Consider the following 20,764-nt stretch of genomic DNA (forward strand, 5'->3'; position numbering starts at 1 on the left):
GTTCCGTCACGCTCCGGTGAGGCGCTCCCGCACGGCGGCGGCGATCTCCCGGGTGACGTCGGTGTCCCAGCGTTCGCACGCGGCGAGCGCGTCCCTCAGGTGCCGCTGGTACGTGGTTTGGTCGTTTTGCGTGTTTGCGTTCTCGGCGAGTTCGCGCAGGATCTCGATCTCCGCGAGGCCGTCGCCGATCGCCCGGAACGCCGCGAGAGCCTGGCCGAGGTCGTCGTCGGACGCGCCGAGCCGGTCCGCCGCGCGGTGGGCGAGGCCGCGGTGCCAGCGCGTGCGGGCGAGCCAGGACGCCATCCGAGCACGCCGGTAGACGTCCTCCGCTTCCGTCAGCGCCGCGACCGCGTCGTCCGGCCTGTCGACGTCTATCAGGGCGAGGCCGAGCCATCCGAGCGTGCGGCCCAACGCGGAGAGTTCGTAGATCGAGGTGGCGTAGGCACGTTGCTGCTCGGCTACCTCTTCGTGCGCGGTGACGGCCGCGATCGGCCGGTTCATCAAGCGCCACAACACCCCGAGCACCGAACGCGCGTAGTGCTCGTCCATCGGTTCGCGCATCGAGCCGATGGCTTTGAGACACACGCGTTCGGCTTCGTCGAAGTCGCCGAGGCCGCTGTGCGCGGCCGACGCGATCAGCCAGATCCAGCCGAGGTGCCCGGTCTCCCCCGTCCGTTCGGCGATCCCGGCCGCGCGGGTCAGCACCTCCAGCGCGGGGCCGGGTGCGTGGGCGACGTCGAACAGCGCCCAGCCGAGCTGCCCCAGCACGACGATCTCCTGCCACGGCTCGCGCGCGGACGCGAGGGCGAGGCGGTAGACGCGTTCCCAGACCAGGCCGGGTTCGATGGCGGAGTAGTGCGAGAGTGCGATCACCGCGCGGGCCACGTGGTCGTGCAGGCCGCGCGCCTGGGCCCGTGCGACGATCTCGGGCAGCAGGTCGCGGTGCTCGTCCAGCCAGCGCCTTCCCGTTGCCACGTCCGGAAAAGCCTGCGCACCGGCCGTGACGCGGCGGGCGTCGCCCGTCTGTCCGAAGAGGACTCCGGCCGCGCTCGTGCGCTCCAGCAGCCAGGCGAGCATCGCGCGGTCAGCGTCCGCGTCGGTCTCGTCGATCAGGCCGTGGGCGAACGTCCGCACCAGGCCGTGCATCGCGTACCCGTGGTCGTCGGGGTCGAGCAGGCTGACGTCGGTGAGCTCCTCGAGCGCCTGCTCGGCCTCGGCGGCGGAGGTACCGGCCAGGACGGCGGCGAGGCCGGGGGTGACGTGCGTGCCGACGAGCAGGCCGAGGCGCCGGAACACCCGCCGCGCGGTCTCCGGCAGGTGCGCGAGCGACACCTCGAACGCGCCGCGCACGTCGAGGTCGCCCGCCGTCAGCGCGGCCAGCCTGCGTTCTTGGAGCTGCTCCACGAGGTGCCGCACCGGCCAGCGCGGACGGCTGGCCAGGCGGTTCCCGGCGATCCGCAGCGCGAGCGGCGACATCCCGCACAGCCGGACGAGGTCCCGCGCGCTGCCGGGGTCGGCTTGGACACGCTCCAAGCCGACGATCGAGGCGAGCAACTCGGTCGCGCACGGTTCGGTGAGGCCGCCGAGCCGGACCCGGGCCGCTCCGGCCAGTCCGGCGAGACGACGCCGGGACGTGACGATCGTGAGGCATCCCAGGTCCGCCTGGAGCGTGCGGACCTCCTCCTCTGTGCTCACACCGTCGAGCACGAGCAGCAGGCGTTTGCCGGCGACCAACGACCGGTAGAGGCGCTTCTGGCCGTGACCGTCCTCCGGCACGTGCTCCGCTGGTACGCCGAGGTCTTTGAGCAACCGCTGCAACGGCCGTGCGGAGCCCTCCAGGTCGATGAACAACTGACCGTCCGGAAAGCGCCCCTCCAGCAGATGAGCGGCCATCACGGCGAGGCTCGTCTTACCGGTCCCCGCAGCTCCATGGACCACCACGAGCCCATGCGGCGTTTTCGCTATCGCGTCGAGTTCGGCGTCACGGCCGATGAGGTCCGCGACGTACATCGGCAACGACCAGACCGGACTCGCTTGCGTGACCCGCCCGGTCCGCGCGAGCCGGCGCAGCTCGGCCCGGTCCCGTTCGCCGAGCCCCAGCGCGTCCAGCAACGCCTCGGTCGTGCGGCGCTGCGGCGACCGGGCCCGTCCCCGTTCCATGTCGCTGATCGCGCGCACGCTCACGCCGGACCGTTCGCTCAGCTCCTCCTGGCTGAGCCCGGCGTTCCTGCGGTGCTGCACGAGCCGGGCGCCGAACATCATGCAACAGAAGTTAGTGGGTCAAACTGGTCAGCATCTGCGCGCACACGCGGGAGAGGTGCCGCCGCATCACGGTCGACGCCCTGGCCGCGTCCCCGTCGGCGATCGCGCGGACGAGCTCGTCGTGGTCGTCCATCGACGCGTGCTGGTGCGGCGGGTCGTCCTCCAGCGAACTGCGCAGCAACACCACCCGTTGCTGCACGAGCCGAACCTGCTCGGCGATGTACGGACTGCGCGCCGCGTCCAGCAACGTCTGGTGGAACGCGAGGTCCAGCCGGTACGGAAACGCCTGCCCGGCCCGGTAGTTGCGCCGGCTCTCCGCACACACGTCCTGCAACCGCACGAGGTCGACATCGGTCCGCCGCGACGCCGCGTGCTCGGCCGCCGCGCACTCCAACGCCGTCCGCAGCTCGAACAGCGCCCTGACGTCCTCCGGCGTGGCGTCGGGCACGAAGGCACCCCGATGCGGCACCAGCGTCAACAGCCCTTCGGACGCCAGATGCCGGATCGCCTCGCGCAGCGGCCCGCGACTGATGCCGAGCTGCTGCGCCACCTCGACCTCGTTGACCCGCGAACCCGGAGCGATCTCCCCGGTCAGCACCTGCTCTCGCAGCACGTCCACGGCCTGCCCGGCCAGGCTGAGGTGCAGAGGGGGTGTCACCTTCGTCTCCTGATCTGGACGGCACCGGCCGTCCTCCCGCTAAACTAGCGAACGTGTCAACTGTCGACAGTTGGCAGTTTCTAGGACCCAGGAGGGGCGGCATGGGACACGAAGTGGTGGCAGAGGTCTGGCGGGGCGACTTCCTGGAGTCCGTGCACCACGGCACCGTCGTGGCCACCGACCCGTCGGGCCGGCCCGTCGTCTCCGTGGGCCGCCCCGGCGACGTGGCGTTCCCCCGCTCCTCCAACAAGCCGCTCCAAGCCCTCGCGATGCTGCGGTCGGGCCTCGACCTGGACGGCGAGCTCCTCGCCCTCGCCTGCGCCTCGCACTCGGGCGAGGACTTCCACGTCGACGGCGCACTGAGGATCCTCGCCGCGGCCGGCCTGACCGAGGACGCGCTGCGCTGCACGCCCGACCTGCCGCTGGGCGAGGAGGCCCGTGCCCGGCACCTGGCGCTCGGACTGCCCGCCGCGCCCAAGTACATGAACTGCTCCGGGAAGCACGCCGCGATGCTCGCCACCTGCGTGGCGAACGGCTGGTCGGTCGACGACTACCTGGACCCGGCGCACCCGTTGCAGGTCGCCACCCGCGCGACCATCTCCGAGGTGGCCGGCGAGGCCGTGGCGCAGGTCGGCGTGGACGGCTGCGGCGCGCCCATCTTCGCCATCTCCCTGACCGGGCTGGCCCGCGCGTTCGGGCGTCTCGCCGCTGCTCGGCCCGGCACCCTGGAGCACCGGGTGGCCGCCGCGATGAACGCCTACCCGGAGTGGGTGGGCGGTACCGGGCGTGACGTCACCGAGCTCATGTCGGCGTTGCCCGGGGTCATCGCGAAGGATGGGGCTGAAGGGGTTTACGCGGTCGGGCTGCCTTCCGGTGAAGGGGTGGCGTTGAAGATCGCGGACGGGTCCTCGCGGGCACGGGCTGTGGTGGTCGTTGCGGTGCTTCGGCGGCTCGGGGTGGATGTTCAGGCGGTGGAGGGGCTGGCGACTGTGCCCGTGCTGGGGCACGGGCGCGCGGTGGGTGCGGTTCGGCCATCGTTGGCGCTCGCGAGCTGATCCCTGGCCAAACCCCCTGACGAGCGTGGTCGAGCCATCGCCGCTGGCGCGTCGATAGAGATTGGGGCTTGACTTCGGGGCCCTTGCGAGGCGCTCATCGGCCGGAAAAGGCCGGGCTGAAAAGCGCCCGGCCGAGCTCTCGAAGCTAGCACCTCGCACCCAAAGTCAAGCCCCAATCTCAAGCGTGCGTGGCTGCGTTTGTGCAGGTACGTCACGTCATTACCGGCTGCCGTGGTGCGCCCAGGAAGGACGCCTCGCCTTCGGCATTGCGTTGAGGCAAGGAAGCTCGGCTGCGCCATCGCCGTACGCGCGCTCGTACGGGCTCGCCTTCGGCTTCGCGTTCACCTAAAGCCATTGGTGACCTGAGTCTTGCCTTGAACCACGCCGCTTGGCTCACCACCACCCCGCCTCTCGTCACGGGCCACCTAGCCGTTCCCCGCCTCACCTCTGGTGCCGTCCCAGGTACGCGACACCTCCCGCCTGCCCCCTGCGCGCGCAATCTCCCCCTACAGGCGCCGCTCGGCCTCAGCCCCAGGCGGGCGTTGAACGTCAACGCCCGGCACACCGGAATGTTCACCCTCTGCCACTAGGCTGGTGGTTATGGGCGATTCGAAGGACGAGAACGAGAGACTCCAGGAGGAGCTCATCGGCCTCGACCCGCACGACCCCGAGACGCAGGCGTTCGCCGACCATCTCGGCAAGATGCAGCGGCAGCGTCCCGGGTACACGGTCGAGGGCTACCTCGACGGCGTGCAGGACTTCGCGGACTCGGCCAACCGCACGACCGGGCACCAGCGGCTCGTGGCGGTGCTCGTGGTCGGGTTGATCCTGCTCGGGGTCATCCTGACGATCTGGTTCGCGCTCGGCGACATCCTCGCCATCATCTTCTGACCCCGAACGAGAACGAGTCCTTAACGGGGTCTTACGACGGCCTGGACCGCGGCAGGCTCGGGAAGCCTCGCACCCGCCGCCGCGTTATAAAGGGACATGGAACCTGTTGTCGGCGCCACCCCCAAAGTCGTGCGTTCCGAAGAGGAATGGCGCACTGTTCTCAACCCCGCCGAGTTCGCGGTGCTGCGGCAGGCGGGCACCGAGCGTCCGTGGACCGGTGAGTACACCGAGACCAAGACCGAGGGCGTCTACGAGTGCCGCGCCTGCGGGGCCGAACTCTTCCGCAGTGACACCAAGTTCGACTCGCACTGCGGGTGGCCCTCGTTCTTCTCGCCGCTGGCCGGGGAGTCGGTGATCCTCCGCGAGGACCGGGCACTCGGGATGAAGCGCGTGGAGGTGCTCTGCGCCGCGTGCCACAGCCACCTCGGGCATGTTTTCGAGGGTGAGGGGTACCCCACTCCGACGGATCAGCGCTACTGCATCAACTCCGTCTCCTTGAAACTCGTTCCGTCCGAATAGGAGACTGAGCCCAGTCCGGCCACCACGGGCCGGACAGACCTGGGAGGCAGAAATGATCTTCTTCGGTACTGACGGTGAAGGCTCCGGCGGAGTCGATGGCGGCTCGTCGAGCTAGCGACCGGTGGAACGCTGACAACGTTCCACCCCAAAGCATGACGGAAAGCGGACAACCCTAAGGCTTCGTCAACAAGCCTTGCCGGGCTGTGGCCCGGACCACACCATGAGTGCACCGAAGCACATTCGGGGCAAGTCAGGGGGTGGGTCAGATGGCTTGGGGGTTGTCCGGACCGGAGTTCCTCCGGCTCTACTGGATCGCGCTGGCGCTGGCGGTGCTGGCGGCGATCGTCGTTCGGGTACGCGTGCGGGCGGGTCGGAGCACCCAGCCCGTGCGCTCCCTCGACATGGACGAGCTCGCATATCTTGCAGGCGGTCCAAGGCGCGTGGTCGAGACGTCCGTCGCGCGACTGCTCACCGCAGGTGAGCTCAGGACTTCACGGCGTGGCACCGTTCAGGCCACGTCCGACACGAAGTCGATCAACCACGTCGACCGCGCCGTCATCACCGACGCGCAGCGCTACACCAACCGCACGGTCAACCTCATGATCCCGTCGGTCGCCCAGGACCGGGTGGTCACGTCGATCGGCGAGCGGCTGCGCGAGATGGGCCTGGTCGTCGACCCGGACGTCGCGAAAAGCGCGCTGCGCAAGGGATCCCTCGGTCTCTGGCTGGTGCTCGCGGTCGGGTTCGCCCGCTGGATCAACGGGATCGTCATCGGCGCGAGCATCGGCTGGCTGACGCTGCAGCTCGTCATCACGGGTCTGCTGATCCTGGTGCTGACCAGGCGTGGCAAGCACATCCGCACCAGCAAGGGCAACGACGTGCTGTCGTCGGCGCGCGGCACGAGCGTGCGGGCGAACACCGACGAAGGCCTGTACGCCGGTGCGGCGGGCATGGTGCTCTTCGGCGGTCTCGCCACCTACCCGGATCTGGCGGTGCGCAGCTCGTTGCTCGCCTCGTCCGGTTCCGGTTCGTACTCCGCGACCACCGGCTACAGCGGGTGTTCGAGCAGTTCTTCTTCGTGTTCAAGCGGAAGCAGTTGTGGCGGTGGCGGCGGCTGTGGTGGCGGCTGCGGCGGCGGCAGCTGATCGTTCGGTCCTAATCAGGTAACACCGGGAACCCAGGGGTAGATCTCACGTCGAAGATGCACCGACACCAGTGAGGGGAGTGCTGATGTCAACGTCCTCGACACCGCACCGGACCACGTGGTCCGCGGAGGAGATCGGGTTCCTGGCAGGGGGACCGGGCAGGGCGGCGGAGGCCGTGCTCGCCCGGCTGCTGGACGGCGGTCTCGTGCGCATCTCCCGCGAGGGACTCGTGACCGCCGTCCACCAGAACACCTACGGCGCCACGAGCGCGCTGGAGGCGTACGTCCTCGCCGGACTGCACGGCACCGCCCGCCCGATCCACCAGGTCACGCAGGTGGCGATGGCGAGCCACGAGATGGGCGCGCTGCATCAGAGCCTCGTCGCGCGAGGGATGGTGCCGCAGCAGTGGGGACGGCCGCGCGGCGGCAAGTCCGCGTTGCGGGTGGTGCTGTTCATGCTGGCGTTCGTGTCGGTGTTCGTGGCGTTCGCGATCGACCCGCGGCTGTTCCTGGTGACGGCGCTGCTGGTGTTCCTCGCGATCCTGTTGCGCAAGAAGGGCAGGCTCACCCGCAACGGCAAGGCCGTGTGGATGTACGCGTTGCGCAACCCGCGCAGCAGTGCGGACAACGTCGCGTTGTTCGGGTTGCGGCGCGGCAAACAGCGGGCGACGAACACCGGTACGTCCACTTCGTACATCGCGAGCAGCTGCAGTTCGTACGACTGGGACAACCACAGCTGCGGCGGCGGATCGAGTTGTTCGAGCAGCAGCTGCAACAGTTCGAGCAGTTGCAGCAGTTCCAGCAGCAGCTGTTCCAGTAGCAGCAGCAGTTGCAGCAGTTCGAGTTGCAGCAGCAGTAGCAGTAGCTGCAGCAGTTCCAGCAGTTAGGGGGAAACTGATGGAAACACCCACGACGCAGGGGACGTGGTTGTCGGCCGAGGAGGCCGGCTACCTGAAGGCGGGTCCGCGGCGGGCGGCGGAAACGGTGCTGGCCCGGCTGATCGACAGCGACCTGGTGCGGGTGTCCCGGGAGGGGCTCGTCTCCGCCGTGCACCAGAACGGCCACGGCGCCACCACGTCGGTCGAGGCGCGGATGCTGAGCCAGGCGCGGACCGGTGTCCCGTTCGACACGATCCTGCCGTCGGCGGCGACCAGCACCGAGATGGTCCAGCTGCACCAGCACCTGCTGGGGCGCGGCCTCATGCAACGGGGGCGGCACCGGCACGAGGGCTGGTGGTTCTCGCTCGCGATCGCGGTCCTGCTGTTCGTGCTCGGGTTCTCCGCGCCGGGCTGCTTCTACGGCGTGCCGATCGCGCTGGGCTTCTTCTTCTGGCAGTACGGCCGCGATCCCGTCACGCACGCGGGCAAGGCAGCGCTGCGGCAGGTGACCGCCCAGGACCGCGTGCACGCGGTGGCGTTGCACGGTTTCGACGGCAGGATCGCCTCCCAGAGCGTCTGGGCGCTGTTCGGTCTCCCGGACAACCTCGTCGTGACACCGCCACCGGCGCGCAGGTCCCGGCGGTCCTCTTCGGGCAGTGCGGGGCACGGCGCTTACAGTGCGTGCGGCAGCACGTCCGGGTGCGGCGGTTCGAGCTGTTCGAGCGGGTCGAGCTGCGGTGGCGGCGGCGGAGGCTGTGGCGGCGGAGGAGGAAGCTGATGGCGGTTCCCACGGCGGCACGGCGCACGGACGTGTCCGCGGAAGAGATCGGTTTCCTCACGGCGGGTCCGGGCCGGGCGGCGGAGACCGCGCTGGCCAGGCTGCTCGACGGCGGGATCGTGCGGGTGTCCCGCGACGGCCTGGTGTCCGCCGTGCACCAGAACGGCCACGGCGCCACGACCGACGTCGAGACGCACATCCACAACCAGGTGCGCAGCAAATCGGTGCGAATCGGTCAGGTCGTGCGCAACGCCGCGGACAGCGTGAAAATGGATGCCCTGCAACGGGAACTGCGCCGGCGCCGGCTCACCCGCAGTGCCCGCCCCCGGCTGGGGGCGTGGTGGGTGTTCCTGGTGATCGGACTGGTCATGGCGCTGGCCGCCATCACGCAACCGTGGCTGCTCATCGGCACGGCCGGGTTCCTCGGGACCGCCTGGTACTCGTTCGGCGCGAAACCGCTCACGAGGGCGGGCAGGGCGGCGCTGGCGGGCGTCACCGCGAGCGACAGAGTTCTCGCCGTGGCACTGGAAGGCTTCCGCGGCACCATCAGCGGACGGCCCGTGGGCGCGCTCTTCGGGATGTCCCAGGCCGTGACGAACATGGTCCCGCGCAAGAAGAAGCGCCGGAGGAACGCCCGCGGTGGTGGTGCCGGTGCGGCATCGAGCGCGGCGTCGTGCGGCAGCTGCGGCAGCGGGTGTGGCAGCAGCAGCTGTGGTAGCAGTAGTTGTTCGTCGAGCAGCAGTAGTTGCAGCAGCTCGAGCGGCAGCAGTTGCGGCGGCGGTGGCAGCAGCTGCGGTGGTGGCGGAGGAGGCGACTGATGGCGGGCATCAAGGACCTGGGCGTCGGCATCGGCTGGCGTTCGGAGATCGACCTGACCGTGGAACGGCTGCCCGGCGTGGACTTCGTCGAGGTCGTCGCCGAGAACCTCCACATCGGACACCTGCCGGAGTCGGTGACGCTGCTGCTGGAGCGCGGCGTGCCGGTGCTCCCCCACGCCGTGTCGCTGTCGCTGGGCGGCGCCGACCCCGTCGACCTGCACCGCGTCGAGCACCTCGGCGCGGTCGCGGAGGCGGTCGGCGCGCCGATGGTGAGCGACCACGTCTGCTTCGTGCGGGCGGGCGGCCTCGACTCCGGCCACCTCATGCCGGTGCCGCGCACCAGGGACTCCCTCGACGTGCTCGTCGCCAACGTGAAGCTCGCCCAGGCGAACCTGCCCGTGCCGCTCGCGCTGGAGAACGTCGCCGCGCTGCTGGAGTGGCCGGACGGCGAGCTGTCCGAGGGCCAGTTCCTCGCCGAGCTCGTCGAGCGCACGGACTGCTGGCTGCTCGTGGACGTCGCGAACCTCTACGCGAACGCCCGCAACATCGGCACGGACCCGGAACGCTTCCTGGACGAGATCCCGCTCGAACGCCTCGCGTACGTGCACGTGGCCGGCGGCGAACAGCACGGCGACATCTACCACGACACGCACGCGCACGCGGTTCTTCCGGAAGTTCTCGAAGTGCTCGACGAACTGTGCTCGCGCGTCGCGCCTCCGGGTGTTCTGCTGGAACGCGACGACAACTACCCGTCCGACACCGAAATCGCGAGCGAACTGGCCGCGATCCGTGCGGTGGTGGACAAACATCGTGCCTGAAATCGTGAATGAGAACAGCCTTTCGGCAGCGCGCGAAAGGCTTGCCCAGCAACAGGCCGAGCTGCTAAATGCATTGCTCGGGAACGGCCCCGCACCCGCGGGATTCGACGAACAACGCCTGAACGTCGAACGCCGTGCACTGCTGTCGAAACGACGCGGCATCGTCCGCATGCTCGGGCCCGCCGTCGCCGACGAGCTCGGCGACCGGTTCAGGCAGCTGTTCGACGCCTACGCCGTCGAACACCCACGTCGTGCGGGCTCACGCGCGCGCGAGGATGCCGCATCTTTTGCGGATTGGTGCCGCGAACGCGGCGAACTGTCAGTTAATCGCAAGGCACGCTGGAAGTTCTGGCAGTCGAACTGACGGGCGAACAAAACGGGGGCGAGAATCCCCCGTTCGGCCCTGTGTGCCCACTACGGGCCGTCGTTACGTTCGAAAGGGTCGGGGGACCTTTGTGGACGCATTGCTTTCGCTTTGCCGCGAAAGGCCTCCGGCCTGCGCGAACCACAGCGCGCAGCAATTCGAAGCATGAGGGGATTCGAATGCGCGGAAAATTCACAGCGCTCGGCGCCGCGGTGGCGCTGGCCCTGACGGCACTACCGGCCGGGGTGGCCGGCGCCGCACCACCAGCACCTGATCACGCTCCAAGTCCGGGGCAAGCGGTCGACGAGGTCACCCTCGTCACGGGTGACCAGGTCGAACTGGGCAACGACAACCAGGTGCTCGCGATCCGGCCAGGTGAGGGTCGCGGGAAGATGTCGTTCAAGACCGCACGCACCGCGGACGGCCACGTGATGGTGGTCCCGCAGGACGCCTTCGGGCCGCTGGCGGCGGGCCGGCTCGACCGCAGGCTCTTCGACGTCACCACGTTGCTGGAGTTCGGTTACCGCGACCGCATGCCGTTGATCGTCGACGGCCGGGCCAGAGTCGGGGCGCGGTCGGCGAACGACTGGACGGCGCTCAAGGCGGAGACCGACAGCGGCGACAAGATCTGGCTCGACGGCATCCGCAAGCCGAGTCTCGACCGCAGCGTCGCCCAGATCGGCGCGCCGGCCGCCCACCAGAAGGGCATCACCGGCAAGGGCGTCAAGGTCGCGATCGTCGACACCGGTGTCGACGAGAAGCACCCCGACCTCGCCGGCCAGCAGGTCGCGGAGAAGAACTTCACGACCGACCCCGACAACACCGACAACGTCGGGCACGGCACGCACGTCGGGGCGACGGTCGCGAGCAAGGACGCGAAGTACGGCGGTGTCGCGCCGGGCGCGCAGATCCTCGACGCGAAGGTGTGCGTCGAGTTCGGCTGCCAGGAGTCGTGGATCCTCGACGGCATGCGCTGGGCGGCGGAGCAGGGCGCCCAGGTCGTCAACATGAGCCTCGGCGGCGGCGACACGCCGGACGTCGACCCGCTCGAGCAGGCCGTCAACGACCTGACGGCCCAGTACGGCACGTTGTTCGTCATCGCGGCGGGCAACTCGGGTTCGCCGGGTTCGGTGAGCTCGCCCAGCACGGCCGAGGCCGCGCTGTCGGTCGGCGCCGTCGACCGCGACGACAAGCTCGCCATCTTCTCCAGCAAAGGCCCTCGCGTTGGAGACAGCGGGCTCAAGCCCGAGGTGACCGCACCCGGCGTCGACATCGTCGCCGCCAAGGCCGGCACCGCCGACCACGTCGCGTTCAGCGGCACGTCCATGGCGACCCCGCACGTGGCGGGCGCGGCGGCGTTGCTGCGGCAGCAGCACCCGGAGTGGACGCCGGCACAGGTCAAGTCGGTGCTCGCGACCACGGCCAAGCCCACCGCGGGCGTCAGCGCGTTCGACCAGGGCGCCGGGCGCATCGACGTGGCCAAGGCGATCGGCCAGGTGCTGACCGCGGACACCACGGTCAACCTCGGCCTGCACGAGTGGCCGCACGCCGACGACGTGCCGGTGACCAAGTCCGTCACCTACGCGAACCCGACGGACGCGCCGCTCACGCTCGACCTCGCGCTGAAGACGACCGCTCCGGCGGGCATGTTCACGCTCGGAGCCACGAAGGTCACGGTGCCCGCCAAGGGAACCGCGTCCGTGAACGTCACCGGTGACAGCCGCGCGGGCACGAAGGACGCCGCGTACGCGGGCGAGGTCGTGGCCACGTCCGGCCCGCACACCGTTCGCACGCTCGTCGGGATCGACCGCGAGGTGGAGAGCTACGACCTCAAGATCGACCTGACGACCCGCGACGGCAAGGACCCGGAGAGCTCGTTCACGTTCGCCGTGGGCCTGGACAACAACGTGTTCACGCCGGTGTTCGGCGCGGGCGACCTGAAGGTGCGGCTGCCCAAGGGCACCTACATCCTCGACACGTCGCTCTCGGCCGGTCCGCAGGAGATGGACCTGCTCATCCAGCCGACGGTGAAGCTGACCGGGAACCTGACGGTCCAGCAGGACGCGCGACTCGCGCAGCCGGTGTCGGTGAAGGCCCCGGAGCAGACCGGCGACTTCACGGTCGGCGTGCTGAGCTACCGGCGCGCGCTCGGTGACCGCGGCGCGCTGGGGGCGACCTTCTTCATGTTCGGCGGCTTCGACGGTCTCCGGATCGCCCAGGGCGGCGGGCCGCTCCCGCCGGCCGAGCTGTCGTCGGTCGCGTCGTTGCAGGCCAACACCACGGCCGACCCGCACCGGTTCTACCGGCTCGCCTACCCGGTGCCCGGCGGCCTTCCGGTCGGGCTGACCAAGGCCCCGGCGAAGAAGGACCTGGCCGAGGTCAGGAGCACGATCGGAGGCGTCAAGCCGGACACCCTGGCGTCCAAGGGCGAGATGCCGTTGTCTCCGCAGGGCTTGAGCGGCGGCACCGCGCTCTACCCGGTGGCTCCCGGCGCGACCGCGGTCGAGTACGTGACGACCCAGGACATGCGCTGGCAGTCCCTCGTGATGTCGCGGCACGCCAACGGTTCCGAGGAGCGGCACTTCTCCCCGTACCGCGACTACAAGGCCGGTAGGTCGTACCAGGAGCGCGAGGTCCGGCCGGTGTTCTCGCCGAGCCTGCCCGAGTCGCAGTACGGCTACCTCCAGCAGTACGGGTCGCAGTTCTACGTCGGGGCGCCGATGCTGAGCGACGGCAACCACGGCGAGGGGTTGTCCACCATCGACAGCGGGCGGGTCGCGTTGTACCGCAACGGGGTCCTGCTCGGCGAGACCGACGGCGGCGGCACGTTCTCCAACGTCCCGCTGGCGCAGGGCGACTTCCGCGCCGAGGTCAGCCTCGACCGGAGCAAGCAGTTCGAGTTCAGCACGAAGGTGTCCGCGGCCTGGAACTTCAAGTCCCACGGTGTCGAGGGCAAGAGCACCATCCCGTCGCTGCCCGTGGTCCGGTTCGAGCCGAAGCTCGACGACGACGGCGCGGTGCCGGCGGGGACGTTGCAGCGCGTCGGGCTGCTCACGCAGTCGCAGGGTGACGCGGGCAAGGTCCGCGTCACCGGCGTCGAGTACTCGCACGACGACGGCAAGACGTGGCGCCGTGCGGGCGTGGTGGGCGACAGCGCGTTGATCTACCACCCCGGCAACGCCCAGTGGACCTCGTTGAAGGCCACGGGCAAGGACGCCAAGGGCAGCACCGTCGAGCTGACGGTCATCCGCGCCTACAGGGTCGCGGCCAAATAACCGGTTGGTCGGGGGCTCTCCTCTGAGCCCCCGACTCACCTCACGGCAGGTTGAGAACGAGCTCGGCCGCCGGGACGCGGGTGCCCGTGTAGAAGGGGATCTCCTCACGCACGTGCAGCCGCGCCTCGGTGCCGCGCAGGTGCCGCATGAGGTCGACGATGCGGTGCAGCTCGTCGGCCTCGAACGCGAGCAGCCACTCGTAGTCGCCGAGCGCGAACGACGCGACGGTGTTCGCGCGGACGTCCGGGTAGTCGCGGGCCTCCTTGCCGTGGTCCGCCAGCATCTTGCGGCGGTCCTCCTCCGGCAGCAGGTACCACTCGTAGGACCGCACGAACGGGTAGACGCAGACGTACTTGCGCGCCTCCTCACCCGCGAGGAACGCGGGGATGTGGCTGCGGTTGAACTCCGCGGGGCGGTGCAGGGCGACCTGCGACCAGACCGGCGTCGAGACCTTGCCGAGCGGGGTGCGGCGGAAGCCCGTGTAGGCGGCCTGCACCTGCTCGATCTCCTCGGCGTGCCACCAGATCATGAAGTCCGCGTCGGCGCGCAGACCGGCCACGTCGTAGACGCCGCGCACGACGACGCCCTTGCCCTCCAACGCGTCCAGGTAGTCCTGGGTCTCGCTCGCGGCAGCCGAACGGTCGTCCGGAAGCTTTCCGGGTTCGACCCGGAACACCGACCACATCGTGTAGCGGATGGTGTCGTTGAGCTCGTTGTAGTTCAGGCGCGCCATAGGTCCATCTTGGCACGCGCCGCTCAACGCCTGACGCGGCCCAGCAGGTGTGCTGCGACACGGGCTGCGGCCGCGTCGGCGGTGGCGATGCAGGCCGGAACGCCCACGCCGTGCAGGGTGGCGCCGGCGACGGCGAGGCCCGGCACCTCCGCGATGCCGCGTTCGATCGTGTCCACCAGATCCACGTGGCCGACGCCGTACTGCGGCAGCCCGCCGCCCCAGCGCTGCACCACGAAGTCGATCGGCGCGGCGGCGATCCCGGTCAGCTCGCGCAGGTCGTTGCGGACGGCCTTGACGAGGTCGGCGTCGCTGCGTTGCAGCAGCGCCGTCTCGCCGTGGCGGCCGACCGACCCGCGCAGGATGACGGGCTCGCCGTAGTGCGCCCACTTGCGGCTGGAGAACGTGAAGGCCTTGGCGGTGAACGGGGTGATGCGGTCGGAGTACCGCTCCCCCTCCCCGATGAGGATCCCGGAGCGCTGCGGCAGCTCGGTTCCCGGCGGAAGGGCCAGCGCGACGACGGCCATCGAGGCGACCTCGACCTTGCCGTACGCGGCGGACACCTGAGGGGCGATCTCGTGCAGCAGCTTGCGGGCGGACGGCGCCGGGACCGCGAGCACGACGCCGTCGCACTCCAGGTACTCGGGCGTCGCGGCCGAGCCGATCTCCAGGCGCCAGCCGTCGCCGAGCCACGACAGCACGCGCACCGGCAGGCCGAGCCTGATCTCGGGCTTCGCGACCTCGGCGAGCTTGTCGACCAGCGACGACACGCCGTTCGCGAGCGACGCGAAGACGGGCGGGCGGGACGCGCGGGGCTGCGGTGGCGCGGGCATCATCATCGCGGCCGCCGCGAGCAGCGAGCCGACGCCCTTGTCCAGCAACGTCGCGATCTGCGGCATGGTGGCGCGCAGGCCCAGCTCGTCTGCCCGGCCCGCGTACACGCCGCCGAGGAGCGGACCAACCAGTCGGTCGGAAACCTCGGGGCCGAACCTGTCCTTCATCAGCGCGCCGACGGCGACGTCACCGCCCCGCAGCTCGATCGGCGGCAGCGTCGGTTCCATCTCGACGCGCAGCGCGCCCTCGGACGACAGCATGTGCCGCACGGTCTCGACGCTCGCCGGGACGCCCATGAACGTGTGCGCCGGCAACTGGTGCGTGTGCCCGGCCGCGTGGACCGACGCCTTCGCGTCCGTGGGGTGCACGACGTGGTCGGAGAGCCCGACCTCGTCGATCAGCTCCTGCGCCTCCGGCTTGCGGTGCAGGAACGCCTCCGCGCCCACGTCGAACCGCACACCCGCGAGCTCGGTGGTGCGGAGCTTGCCGCCGAGCCGGTCGGACTGCTCGATCACGGTGATCCTGGCCTGCGGGCCGAGCAGCATGCGCAACCGGTGCGCGGCGGCGAGCCCGGAGATGCCTCCCCCGACGACGGCGACGTGCGGCGCTCTACCGTGCATTACAAGCTGTGGATCAGCTCGACGGTCCGGGTGATGATCTCCGGATCGGTGTCCGGCAGCACGCCGTGCCCCAGGTTGAAGATGTGGCCCGCCGCGGCCTTGCCCTCGGCGTGGATGCGGCGCACCTCGCGTTCGACGGCGTCGAAGCCCGCGAAGAACAGCGCCGGGTCGAGGTTGCCCTGCACGACCGGCTTCGGCAGCTCCGGCGCCGCCTTCTCCAGCCGGTCGACGGCGACGTCGAGGGGGATGCGCCAGTCGACGCCGACGACGTCCGCGCCCGCCTCGCGCATCGCGGGCAGCAGCTCGCCGGTGCCGACGCCGAAGTGGATGCGCGGCACGCCGGAGATCGTCTCCAGGACGCGCTTCGAGTGCGGCAGCACGAACTGGCGGTAGTCGCGCTCGGACAGCGCGCCCGCCCACGAGTCGAACAGCTGCACGGCCTGCACGCCCGCGTCGAGCTGCGCGTGCAGGAACGCCGCCGTGACGTCCGCGATCTTGGCGAGCAGCGCGTGCCACAGCTCGGGGTTGCCGTGCATGAGCGCCTTGGTGCGCTCGTGGTTCTTGCTCGGGCCGCCCTCGACGAGGTAGCTCGCGAGCGTGAACGGCGCTCCGGCGAACCCGATCAGCGCGACCTCGTTCGGGAGTTCCTTCAGCAGCAACCCGATCGCGTCCTGGACCGGCTGGACCTGCTCGGTGTGCAGCTCGGGCAGCGCGTTCACGTCTTCGAGCGTGCGGACCGGGTTCGCGACCACGGGACCGGTGCCCGCGACGATGTCGAGGTCGACGCCGGCGGCCTTGAGGGGCACGACGATGTCGGAGAAGAGGATGGCCCCGTCGACACCGTGCCGCCGGATCGGCTGCATGGTGATCTCGCAGACCATCTCGGGGTCCATGCACGCGTCGAGCATCGCGGTGCCCTGACGCAGGGCGCGGTACTCGGGCAGCGACCGTCCCGCCTGCCTCATGAACCAGACAGGGGTGTGCGACGGGGTGCCGCCACTTGCGGCCACGAGGAGGGGGACTTGAGTGCTCATATCTCTTTCATGGTCCCACGTCCCGGCGTGCCGCCGTCACTCGGCCGGATTGCGAGGCATACAGTCAGTTGTGTGACCGAGCCGGAAATCTTCCGCCGGGCGGTGGGGACGCTCAAGTCGGTTCGCCACAGGCCCGAGATCGAACTCACCGAAGTTCGCCCGCCGCAGCGGCTCGCTCCGTGGGCGTACGCGCTGACGGCTGAGGTCACCGGCCCGTCGGACGAGCTGTCGACCGGAAGGCTCGTGCTGCTGCACGATCCGGACGGCGACGAGGCGTGGGGCGGTGTCCTTCGCGTCGTGGCGTACGTGCGCGTCGAGCTGGACCACGAGCTGGCGTCCGATCCCCTGCTGCCCGAGGTCGGGTGGTCGTGGCTGACCGAGGCGCTGGAGCAGTCAGGCGCGGAGTTCACCGCGCTGGGCGGCACCGTGACGCAGACGTCGTCGGCCCGGTTCGGGGACATCGCGGGCCCCGCCCGCACCGACGACCTGGAGCTGCGCGCGTCGTGGACCGCGCTCGACGGAGAGCTCGCCGAGCACGGCACCGCGTTCTACGACCTGATGGCGACGGCCGTGGGGCTGCCGCCGGTCGGCGTCACGCTGTTCGGCCAGCGCTGAACCAACCAACCAGTCGCTTGGTAACTGACTAGTCGGATTCCTTCAGAACCCTCAGCACGTTCGCGCCCGCGAGCTTGGTGAGGTCGTCCTCGGACCAGCCCTTGTCGAGCAGCGCGCCGAAGAGCTTCGGATAGGTCGACACGTCCTCCAGGCCCTGCGGGAGCGCCTGGACACCGTCGTAGTCGCCGCCGATGCCGATGTGGTCGACGCCGACGACCTCACGCGCGTGCTCGACGTGCGCGACGACGTCGTCGAGGGTCGCGATCGGCTTCGGGTGCTCGACCGACCACTTCTCGGTGAACTCCTTGCGCTGGCCCATGTCGGCGTGGCTCTGGCCGGCCTCTGTCATCGCGTCCCGAAGGGCTGCGTCCCATTCAGCGACACGGGGTGACACGAAGTCCGGGACGAATGTGATCATGGCCACACCGCCGTTGGCCCTCAGCTTGATCAGGACGTCGTCGGGAATGTTGCGCGGGTGGTCCGCAACCTTGCGGCATGACGAGTGGCTGAAGATGACGGGCTTGACGCTCGTGTCGAGCGCGTCGTGCATGGTGCTGGGCGCGACGTGGCTCAGGTCGACGAGCATGCCGATCCGGTTCATCTCGCGCACGACGTCGCGGCCGAACTCGGTCAGCCCGCCGTGTTCCGGCTGGTCAGTGGCGCTGTCGGCCCACGGCGTGTTGTCGTTGTGGGTCAGCGTCATGTAGCGAACACCCAGGCGGCGCAGTGCGCGCAGAACGCCGAGTGAAGAGTTGATGGAATGTCCGCCCTCGGCACCCATCAGTGACGCGACACGCCCGGAGGCGAAAACTTCTTCAGCTTCGGCGGCGGTCGTCGCGATGCCGAGGTGATCGGAGTACCGCTCCGCCAACTCGTAGACCAGTTCGACCTGCTCCAGGACGGCGGTGACCGCTCCGTCACCCGCCAGCTTGCCGGGGATCCAGACGGACCAGAACTGCATTCCCAGGCCGCCCTCACGCATCTTCACGACGTCCGTGTGCAGGCTGGGATGACGCTCGGTCAGATCGATCTTGGCGGCCGTCTCGTAGACGTTCTCGGTCGTTCCGTACCCGAACTCGCGCAGACCCCACGGGAGGTCGTTGTGGCCGTCGACGAGGGGAACACGCTGCAACAGGGCCCGCGCTCGTTCGACACCAGCACCGCTAGACACAACCAACTCCAAGATGTCGTTCTGAGAGGGGCTCGCGTTACACCCCCTATCTAGTTGTCATCCAATCGTGTGACACATGAGGCCATCTGTCACAACTCAATAGGGATAGATACCCGATTGATCGTCCCGTAGACCCGCATGGGCGGCTACGCTGCCCCAGACGACACCACTTTCGGTCGATCAGTGGCGCGGCTGATTGGACGAAAGTCTCCGGTGCCGGTCGGGGGGCACGACCGACTCCAGGGAGGTAGTGACGTGGCTGCCGTCGGCTTAGGTCAGGCCGTTCGTACCACGCCAGCCGGCTCGTTGCCGGCGAACATGGTCCCGCACCCGCGGGAAGAGCTTTTTTCAGTGCTGGTGGTCGACGACCACCCACTGCTGAGGGAGGCGATATCAGCTCGGCTCACCCAAATGGGAGCCGGGACAGTGCATGAGGCCGCATCGGTGGCAGAGGCTCGGGCGCGGGCACTTGCAACCGGACCGTGCGACCTCGCGATCCTCGATCTGGGCCTGCCGGATGGCACCGGCATCGACCTGGTCACGGAACTTCGTGCCCAGGGCTGGCCCCGCATCGTGGTCCTCGCATCCTCCGACGACCCCTACGCGGTCAGGTCGGCCTTCCAGGCGGGCGCTCAGGCGTACCTCCTGAAGTCCGCCTCGCCGATGGTGGTCACCGATGGGGTGCGCAGGGTCCTCGACGGCGGCGTTTACGCAGATCCGAGCGTGGCACCAGTACTCGCAGCGGGTACTCGGGTGCCGGGCACGGACAACACGCCGCGGGAACTCTCCGCGCGTGAGGTCGAGGTGCTCCAGCTGGTCGCCGATGGCCAGAGCAACAAGGAAATCGGCGAGGCTCTGAGCCTGTCCGCGTTGACGGTGAAGTCTCACCTGTCGCGGATCGGCCGGAAGCTGGGCACCGGGGATCGCGCTCAGATGGTCGCGCTGGCCATGCGTGCCGGCGTGATCCGTTAGACACCGGTTCGAACCACTGAACCGGCCGAGAACACCTGTGAGGGGTGCGATCGTCGTAGGGTCATCCGTTGTGGATGTACCCGCCGACGAGCCAACCGCACCAACCGGACCAGAACCGGTACCGCTGACGGAACCTGCTGATGGGGTCCCGCCCGTGGTCGCCGATCCAGCTGCGCTCCGGCGAGCCGCTGACGCGCTCGCCGGGGCGAAGGGCCCGGTCGCGGTGGACACCGAGCGAGCCTCGGGCTACCGCTACTCACAGCGTGCCTATCTGGTGCAACTGCGCCGGGAAGGCGCCGGCACCTGGTTGGTCGACCCGATCGCCCTCGGCGGTCGGCTAGATCCCCTGGTGCAGGCGTTGGAGGGCACTGAGTGGGTGTTGCACGCGGCGTCTCAGGACCTGCCGTGCCTCGCCGAACTCGGTCTCCGACCCGGCGTGCTGTTCGACACCGAGCTGGCGGGCAGGCTGGCTGGGTTCGATCGCGTCGCACTGGGCACGTTGGTGGAACGGCTGCTCGGTTACCGGCTTGAGAAGGGGCACGGCGCGGCCGACTGGTCGCGCCGTCCTCTTCCCGCCGACTGGCTGACGTACGCCGCTCTGGACGTGGAGCTGCTCGTGCAGCTGCGCGACGTTCTCGAAGCCGAGCTGGAGCGCCAGGGCAAACTCGCCTGGGCGCTCGAAGAGTTCGAGGCGGTGCGGACGGCGCCATTGCCGCGTCCCCGCACCGACCCCTGGCGGCGCACGTCCGGTATCCACCGCGTGCGCAACCAGCGGCAACTGGCCCTCGTGCGCGCGCTCTGGGAAGCCCGCGACACAGTGGCCCGCGAACGCGACATCGCCCCAGGCCGGGTCCTGCCGGACTCCGCCCTGATGGAGGCTGCCGCCCGCAACCCCGCCTCCGACGCCGAACTGCTGGCCCTGCCGGTCTTCCGCGGCCGCTCGCAGCGCCGCATGGTGGGCGTCTGGATGAACGCCCTGCGTAAGGCGGGCGCTCTCGCGAAGTCCGAACTCCCGGAACCGGCCGGCCAGCACGACGGCCCGCCGCCGCCCAACCGCTGGGCGGACAAGGACCCGGACGCCGCGGCCCGCCTCGCCGCCACCCGAGCAGCCCTGGCCGCGATCGCCGAGGCCAACACCCTCCCGGTCGAGAACCTGCTGCTGCCGGACCTGGTGCGGCGCACCTGCTGGCAACCGCCGGCCGACCTCTCGCCCGACTCCGTCGCCACCGTCCTGCGCGACGGCGGCGCCCGGTCGTGGCAGATCTCGCTGACGCTGGAGGCTCTCACCAAGGCCCTGGCGTCGACCGCTCCACCACCGGCGTAACGCT

The 20,764-nt window shown here is 69.8% G+C and carries 19 protein-coding genes; 13 read left to right on the forward strand and 6 right to left on the reverse strand.

What is annotated here, in order from left to right:
* Window positions 1–6: 6 nt before the first annotated feature.
* A complete protein-coding gene (locus ACFWNN_RS35120; protein ID WP_382444254.1) occupies window positions 7–2,262 on the reverse strand; it encodes a helix-turn-helix domain-containing protein in 2,256 nt (751 codons plus the stop codon).
* A 10-nt stretch (window positions 2,263–2,272) separates the two neighbouring features.
* Window positions 2,273–2,920: a GntR family transcriptional regulator gene (locus tag ACFWNN_RS35125; protein ID WP_382444255.1), complete on the reverse strand. Its 648-nt coding sequence runs from the start codon at window positions 2,918–2,920 to the stop codon at window positions 2,273–2,275.
* A gap of 101 nt (window positions 2,921–3,021) precedes the next feature.
* On the opposite strand from ACFWNN_RS35125, the gene ACFWNN_RS35130 reads away from it, so the two are divergent.
* The 10 genes from ACFWNN_RS35130 to ACFWNN_RS35175 all read left to right on the forward strand — a co-directional run bounded on the left by ACFWNN_RS35130 (window position 3,022) and on the right by ACFWNN_RS35175 (window position 13,460).
* Entirely contained in the window at window positions 3,022–3,975 is a 954-nt protein-coding gene (locus tag ACFWNN_RS35130; RefSeq protein WP_382444256.1) for an asparaginase, read from the forward strand.
* Between the two features lie 600 nt (window positions 3,976–4,575).
* On the forward strand, window positions 4,576–4,866 hold the full coding sequence (locus ACFWNN_RS35135) for a hypothetical protein (protein WP_382444257.1): 291 nt from the start codon (window positions 4,576–4,578) through the stop codon (window positions 4,864–4,866).
* Window positions 4,867–4,962: 96 nt separating this feature from the next.
* Complete coding sequence (gene msrB / locus ACFWNN_RS35140; protein WP_382444258.1) at window positions 4,963–5,385, forward strand: peptide-methionine (R)-S-oxide reductase MsrB; 423 nt, start codon at window positions 4,963–4,965, stop codon at window positions 5,383–5,385.
* 266 nt (window positions 5,386–5,651) lie between these two features.
* Entirely contained in the window at window positions 5,652–6,530 is an 879-nt protein-coding gene (locus ACFWNN_RS35145; protein ID WP_382444259.1) for a TIGR04222 domain-containing membrane protein, read from the forward strand.
* Between the two features lie 85 nt (window positions 6,531–6,615).
* The gene (locus ACFWNN_RS35150; RefSeq protein WP_382444260.1) at window positions 6,616–7,416 is read left to right on the forward strand and encodes a TIGR04222 domain-containing membrane protein; all 801 of its coding nucleotides are present in this window, start codon (window positions 6,616–6,618) and stop codon (window positions 7,414–7,416) included.
* 10 nt (window positions 7,417–7,426) lie between these two features.
* Entirely contained in the window at window positions 7,427–8,185 is a 759-nt protein-coding gene (locus tag ACFWNN_RS35155) for a TIGR04222 domain-containing membrane protein (protein ID WP_382444261.1), read from the forward strand.
* Window positions 8,185–9,003 (forward strand): TIGR04222 domain-containing membrane protein, encoded by an 819-nt coding sequence (locus tag ACFWNN_RS35160; protein ID WP_382444262.1) that lies wholly within the window; start codon window positions 8,185–8,187, stop codon window positions 9,001–9,003. The genes ACFWNN_RS35155 and ACFWNN_RS35160 overlap by 1 nt, the downstream gene beginning before the upstream one ends.
* Window positions 9,003–9,821: a DUF692 family multinuclear iron-containing protein gene (locus tag ACFWNN_RS35165; RefSeq protein WP_382444263.1), complete on the forward strand. Its 819-nt coding sequence runs from the start codon at window positions 9,003–9,005 to the stop codon at window positions 9,819–9,821. The genes ACFWNN_RS35160 and ACFWNN_RS35165 overlap by 1 nt, the downstream gene beginning before the upstream one ends.
* The gene (locus ACFWNN_RS35170; protein ID WP_382444264.1) at window positions 9,814–10,185 is read left to right on the forward strand and encodes a hypothetical protein; all 372 of its coding nucleotides are present in this window, start codon (window positions 9,814–9,816) and stop codon (window positions 10,183–10,185) included. Before ACFWNN_RS35165 ends, ACFWNN_RS35170 begins: the two co-directional genes overlap by 8 nt.
* 179 nt (window positions 10,186–10,364) lie before the next feature.
* Window positions 10,365–13,460 (forward strand): S8 family serine peptidase, encoded by a 3,096-nt coding sequence (locus ACFWNN_RS35175; protein WP_382444265.1) that lies wholly within the window; start codon window positions 10,365–10,367, stop codon window positions 13,458–13,460.
* A gap of 40 nt (window positions 13,461–13,500) precedes the next feature.
* Here the strand turns inward: ACFWNN_RS35175 and hemQ are convergent, their stop codons facing one another.
* From hemQ to hemE, 3 genes are read right to left on the reverse strand one after another with little or no spacing between them, the layout of a single operon-like run.
* Entirely contained in the window at window positions 13,501–14,193 is a 693-nt protein-coding gene (gene hemQ, locus ACFWNN_RS35180) for a hydrogen peroxide-dependent heme synthase (protein WP_382444266.1), read from the reverse strand.
* 23 nt (window positions 14,194–14,216) lie between these two features.
* The gene (gene hemG / locus ACFWNN_RS35185; RefSeq protein WP_382444267.1) at window positions 14,217–15,644 is read right to left on the reverse strand and encodes a protoporphyrinogen oxidase; all 1,428 of its coding nucleotides are present in this window, start codon (window positions 15,642–15,644) and stop codon (window positions 14,217–14,219) included.
* On the reverse strand, window positions 15,644–16,678 hold the full coding sequence (hemE, locus tag ACFWNN_RS35190) for a uroporphyrinogen decarboxylase (protein WP_382444268.1): 1,035 nt from the start codon (window positions 16,676–16,678) through the stop codon (window positions 15,644–15,646). The genes hemG and hemE overlap by 1 nt, the downstream gene beginning before the upstream one ends.
* Window positions 16,679–16,750: 72 nt before the next feature.
* Between hemE and ACFWNN_RS35195 the strand changes: the two genes are divergently transcribed.
* Complete coding sequence (locus ACFWNN_RS35195) at window positions 16,751–17,293, forward strand: DUF3000 domain-containing protein (protein WP_285646726.1); 543 nt, start codon at window positions 16,751–16,753, stop codon at window positions 17,291–17,293.
* Between the two features lie 28 nt (window positions 17,294–17,321).
* Here the strand turns inward: ACFWNN_RS35195 and ACFWNN_RS35200 are convergent, their stop codons facing one another.
* Window positions 17,322–18,425 carry a dipeptidase gene (locus ACFWNN_RS35200; RefSeq protein WP_382444269.1) on the reverse strand — a complete coding sequence of 368 codons (1,104 nt, stop codon included), beginning with the start codon at window positions 18,423–18,425 and terminating at the stop codon, window positions 17,322–17,324.
* A gap of 357 nt (window positions 18,426–18,782) precedes the next feature.
* Here ACFWNN_RS35200 and ACFWNN_RS35205 point away from each other — a divergent pair, with 357 nt between their 5' ends.
* Together ACFWNN_RS35205 and ACFWNN_RS35210 are read left to right on the forward strand one after the other, a co-directional pair.
* The gene (locus ACFWNN_RS35205; protein ID WP_181320591.1) at window positions 18,783–19,436 is read left to right on the forward strand and encodes a response regulator transcription factor; all 654 of its coding nucleotides are present in this window, start codon (window positions 18,783–18,785) and stop codon (window positions 19,434–19,436) included.
* A gap of 70 nt (window positions 19,437–19,506) precedes the next feature.
* Window positions 19,507–20,760 (forward strand): HRDC domain-containing protein, encoded by a 1,254-nt coding sequence (locus ACFWNN_RS35210; RefSeq protein ID WP_382444270.1) that lies wholly within the window; start codon window positions 19,507–19,509, stop codon window positions 20,758–20,760.
* The last annotated feature ends 4 nt before the right edge of the window (window positions 20,761–20,764 follow it).

This window comes from Lentzea sp. NPDC058450 (genome assembly GCF_042721395.1).
Lineage (GTDB): Bacteria > Actinomycetota > Actinomycetes > Mycobacteriales > Pseudonocardiaceae > Lentzea.

What these genes read in the sequence shown, in the direction of transcription:
- ACFWNN_RS35130 (WP_382444256.1), top strand. Translation starts at nt 3,022, where the DNA reads ATGGGACACGAAGTGGTGGCAGAGGTCTGGCGGGGCGACTTCCTGGAG.
- ACFWNN_RS35175 (WP_382444265.1), top strand. Translation starts at nt 10,365, where the DNA reads ATGCGCGGAAAATTCACAGCGCTCGGCGCCGCGGTGGCGCTGGCCCTG.
- hemQ (WP_382444266.1), bottom strand. Translation starts at nt 14,193, where the DNA reads ATGGCGCGCCTGAACTACAACGAGCTCAACGACACCATCCGCTACACG.
- ACFWNN_RS35160 (WP_382444262.1), top strand. Translation starts at nt 8,185, where the DNA reads ATGGCGGTTCCCACGGCGGCACGGCGCACGGACGTGTCCGCGGAAGAG.
- hemG (WP_382444267.1), bottom strand. Translation starts at nt 15,644, where the DNA reads ATGCACGGTAGAGCGCCGCACGTCGCCGTCGTCGGGGGAGGCATCTCC.
- msrB (WP_382444258.1), top strand. Translation starts at nt 4,963, where the DNA reads ATGGAACCTGTTGTCGGCGCCACCCCCAAAGTCGTGCGTTCCGAAGAG.
- ACFWNN_RS35145 (WP_382444259.1), top strand. Translation starts at nt 5,652, where the DNA reads ATGGCTTGGGGGTTGTCCGGACCGGAGTTCCTCCGGCTCTACTGGATC.
- ACFWNN_RS35120 (WP_382444254.1), bottom strand. Translation starts at nt 2,262, where the DNA reads ATGATGTTCGGCGCCCGGCTCGTGCAGCACCGCAGGAACGCCGGGCTC.
- ACFWNN_RS35205 (WP_181320591.1), top strand. Translation starts at nt 18,783, where the DNA reads ATGGTCCCGCACCCGCGGGAAGAGCTTTTTTCAGTGCTGGTGGTCGAC.
- ACFWNN_RS35165 (WP_382444263.1), top strand. Translation starts at nt 9,003, where the DNA reads ATGGCGGGCATCAAGGACCTGGGCGTCGGCATCGGCTGGCGTTCGGAG.
- ACFWNN_RS35155 (WP_382444261.1), top strand. Translation starts at nt 7,427, where the DNA reads ATGGAAACACCCACGACGCAGGGGACGTGGTTGTCGGCCGAGGAGGCC.
- ACFWNN_RS35150 (WP_382444260.1), top strand. Translation starts at nt 6,616, where the DNA reads ATGTCAACGTCCTCGACACCGCACCGGACCACGTGGTCCGCGGAGGAG.
- ACFWNN_RS35135 (WP_382444257.1), top strand. Translation starts at nt 4,576, where the DNA reads ATGGGCGATTCGAAGGACGAGAACGAGAGACTCCAGGAGGAGCTCATC.
- hemE (WP_382444268.1), bottom strand. Translation starts at nt 16,678, where the DNA reads ATGAGCACTCAAGTCCCCCTCCTCGTGGCCGCAAGTGGCGGCACCCCG.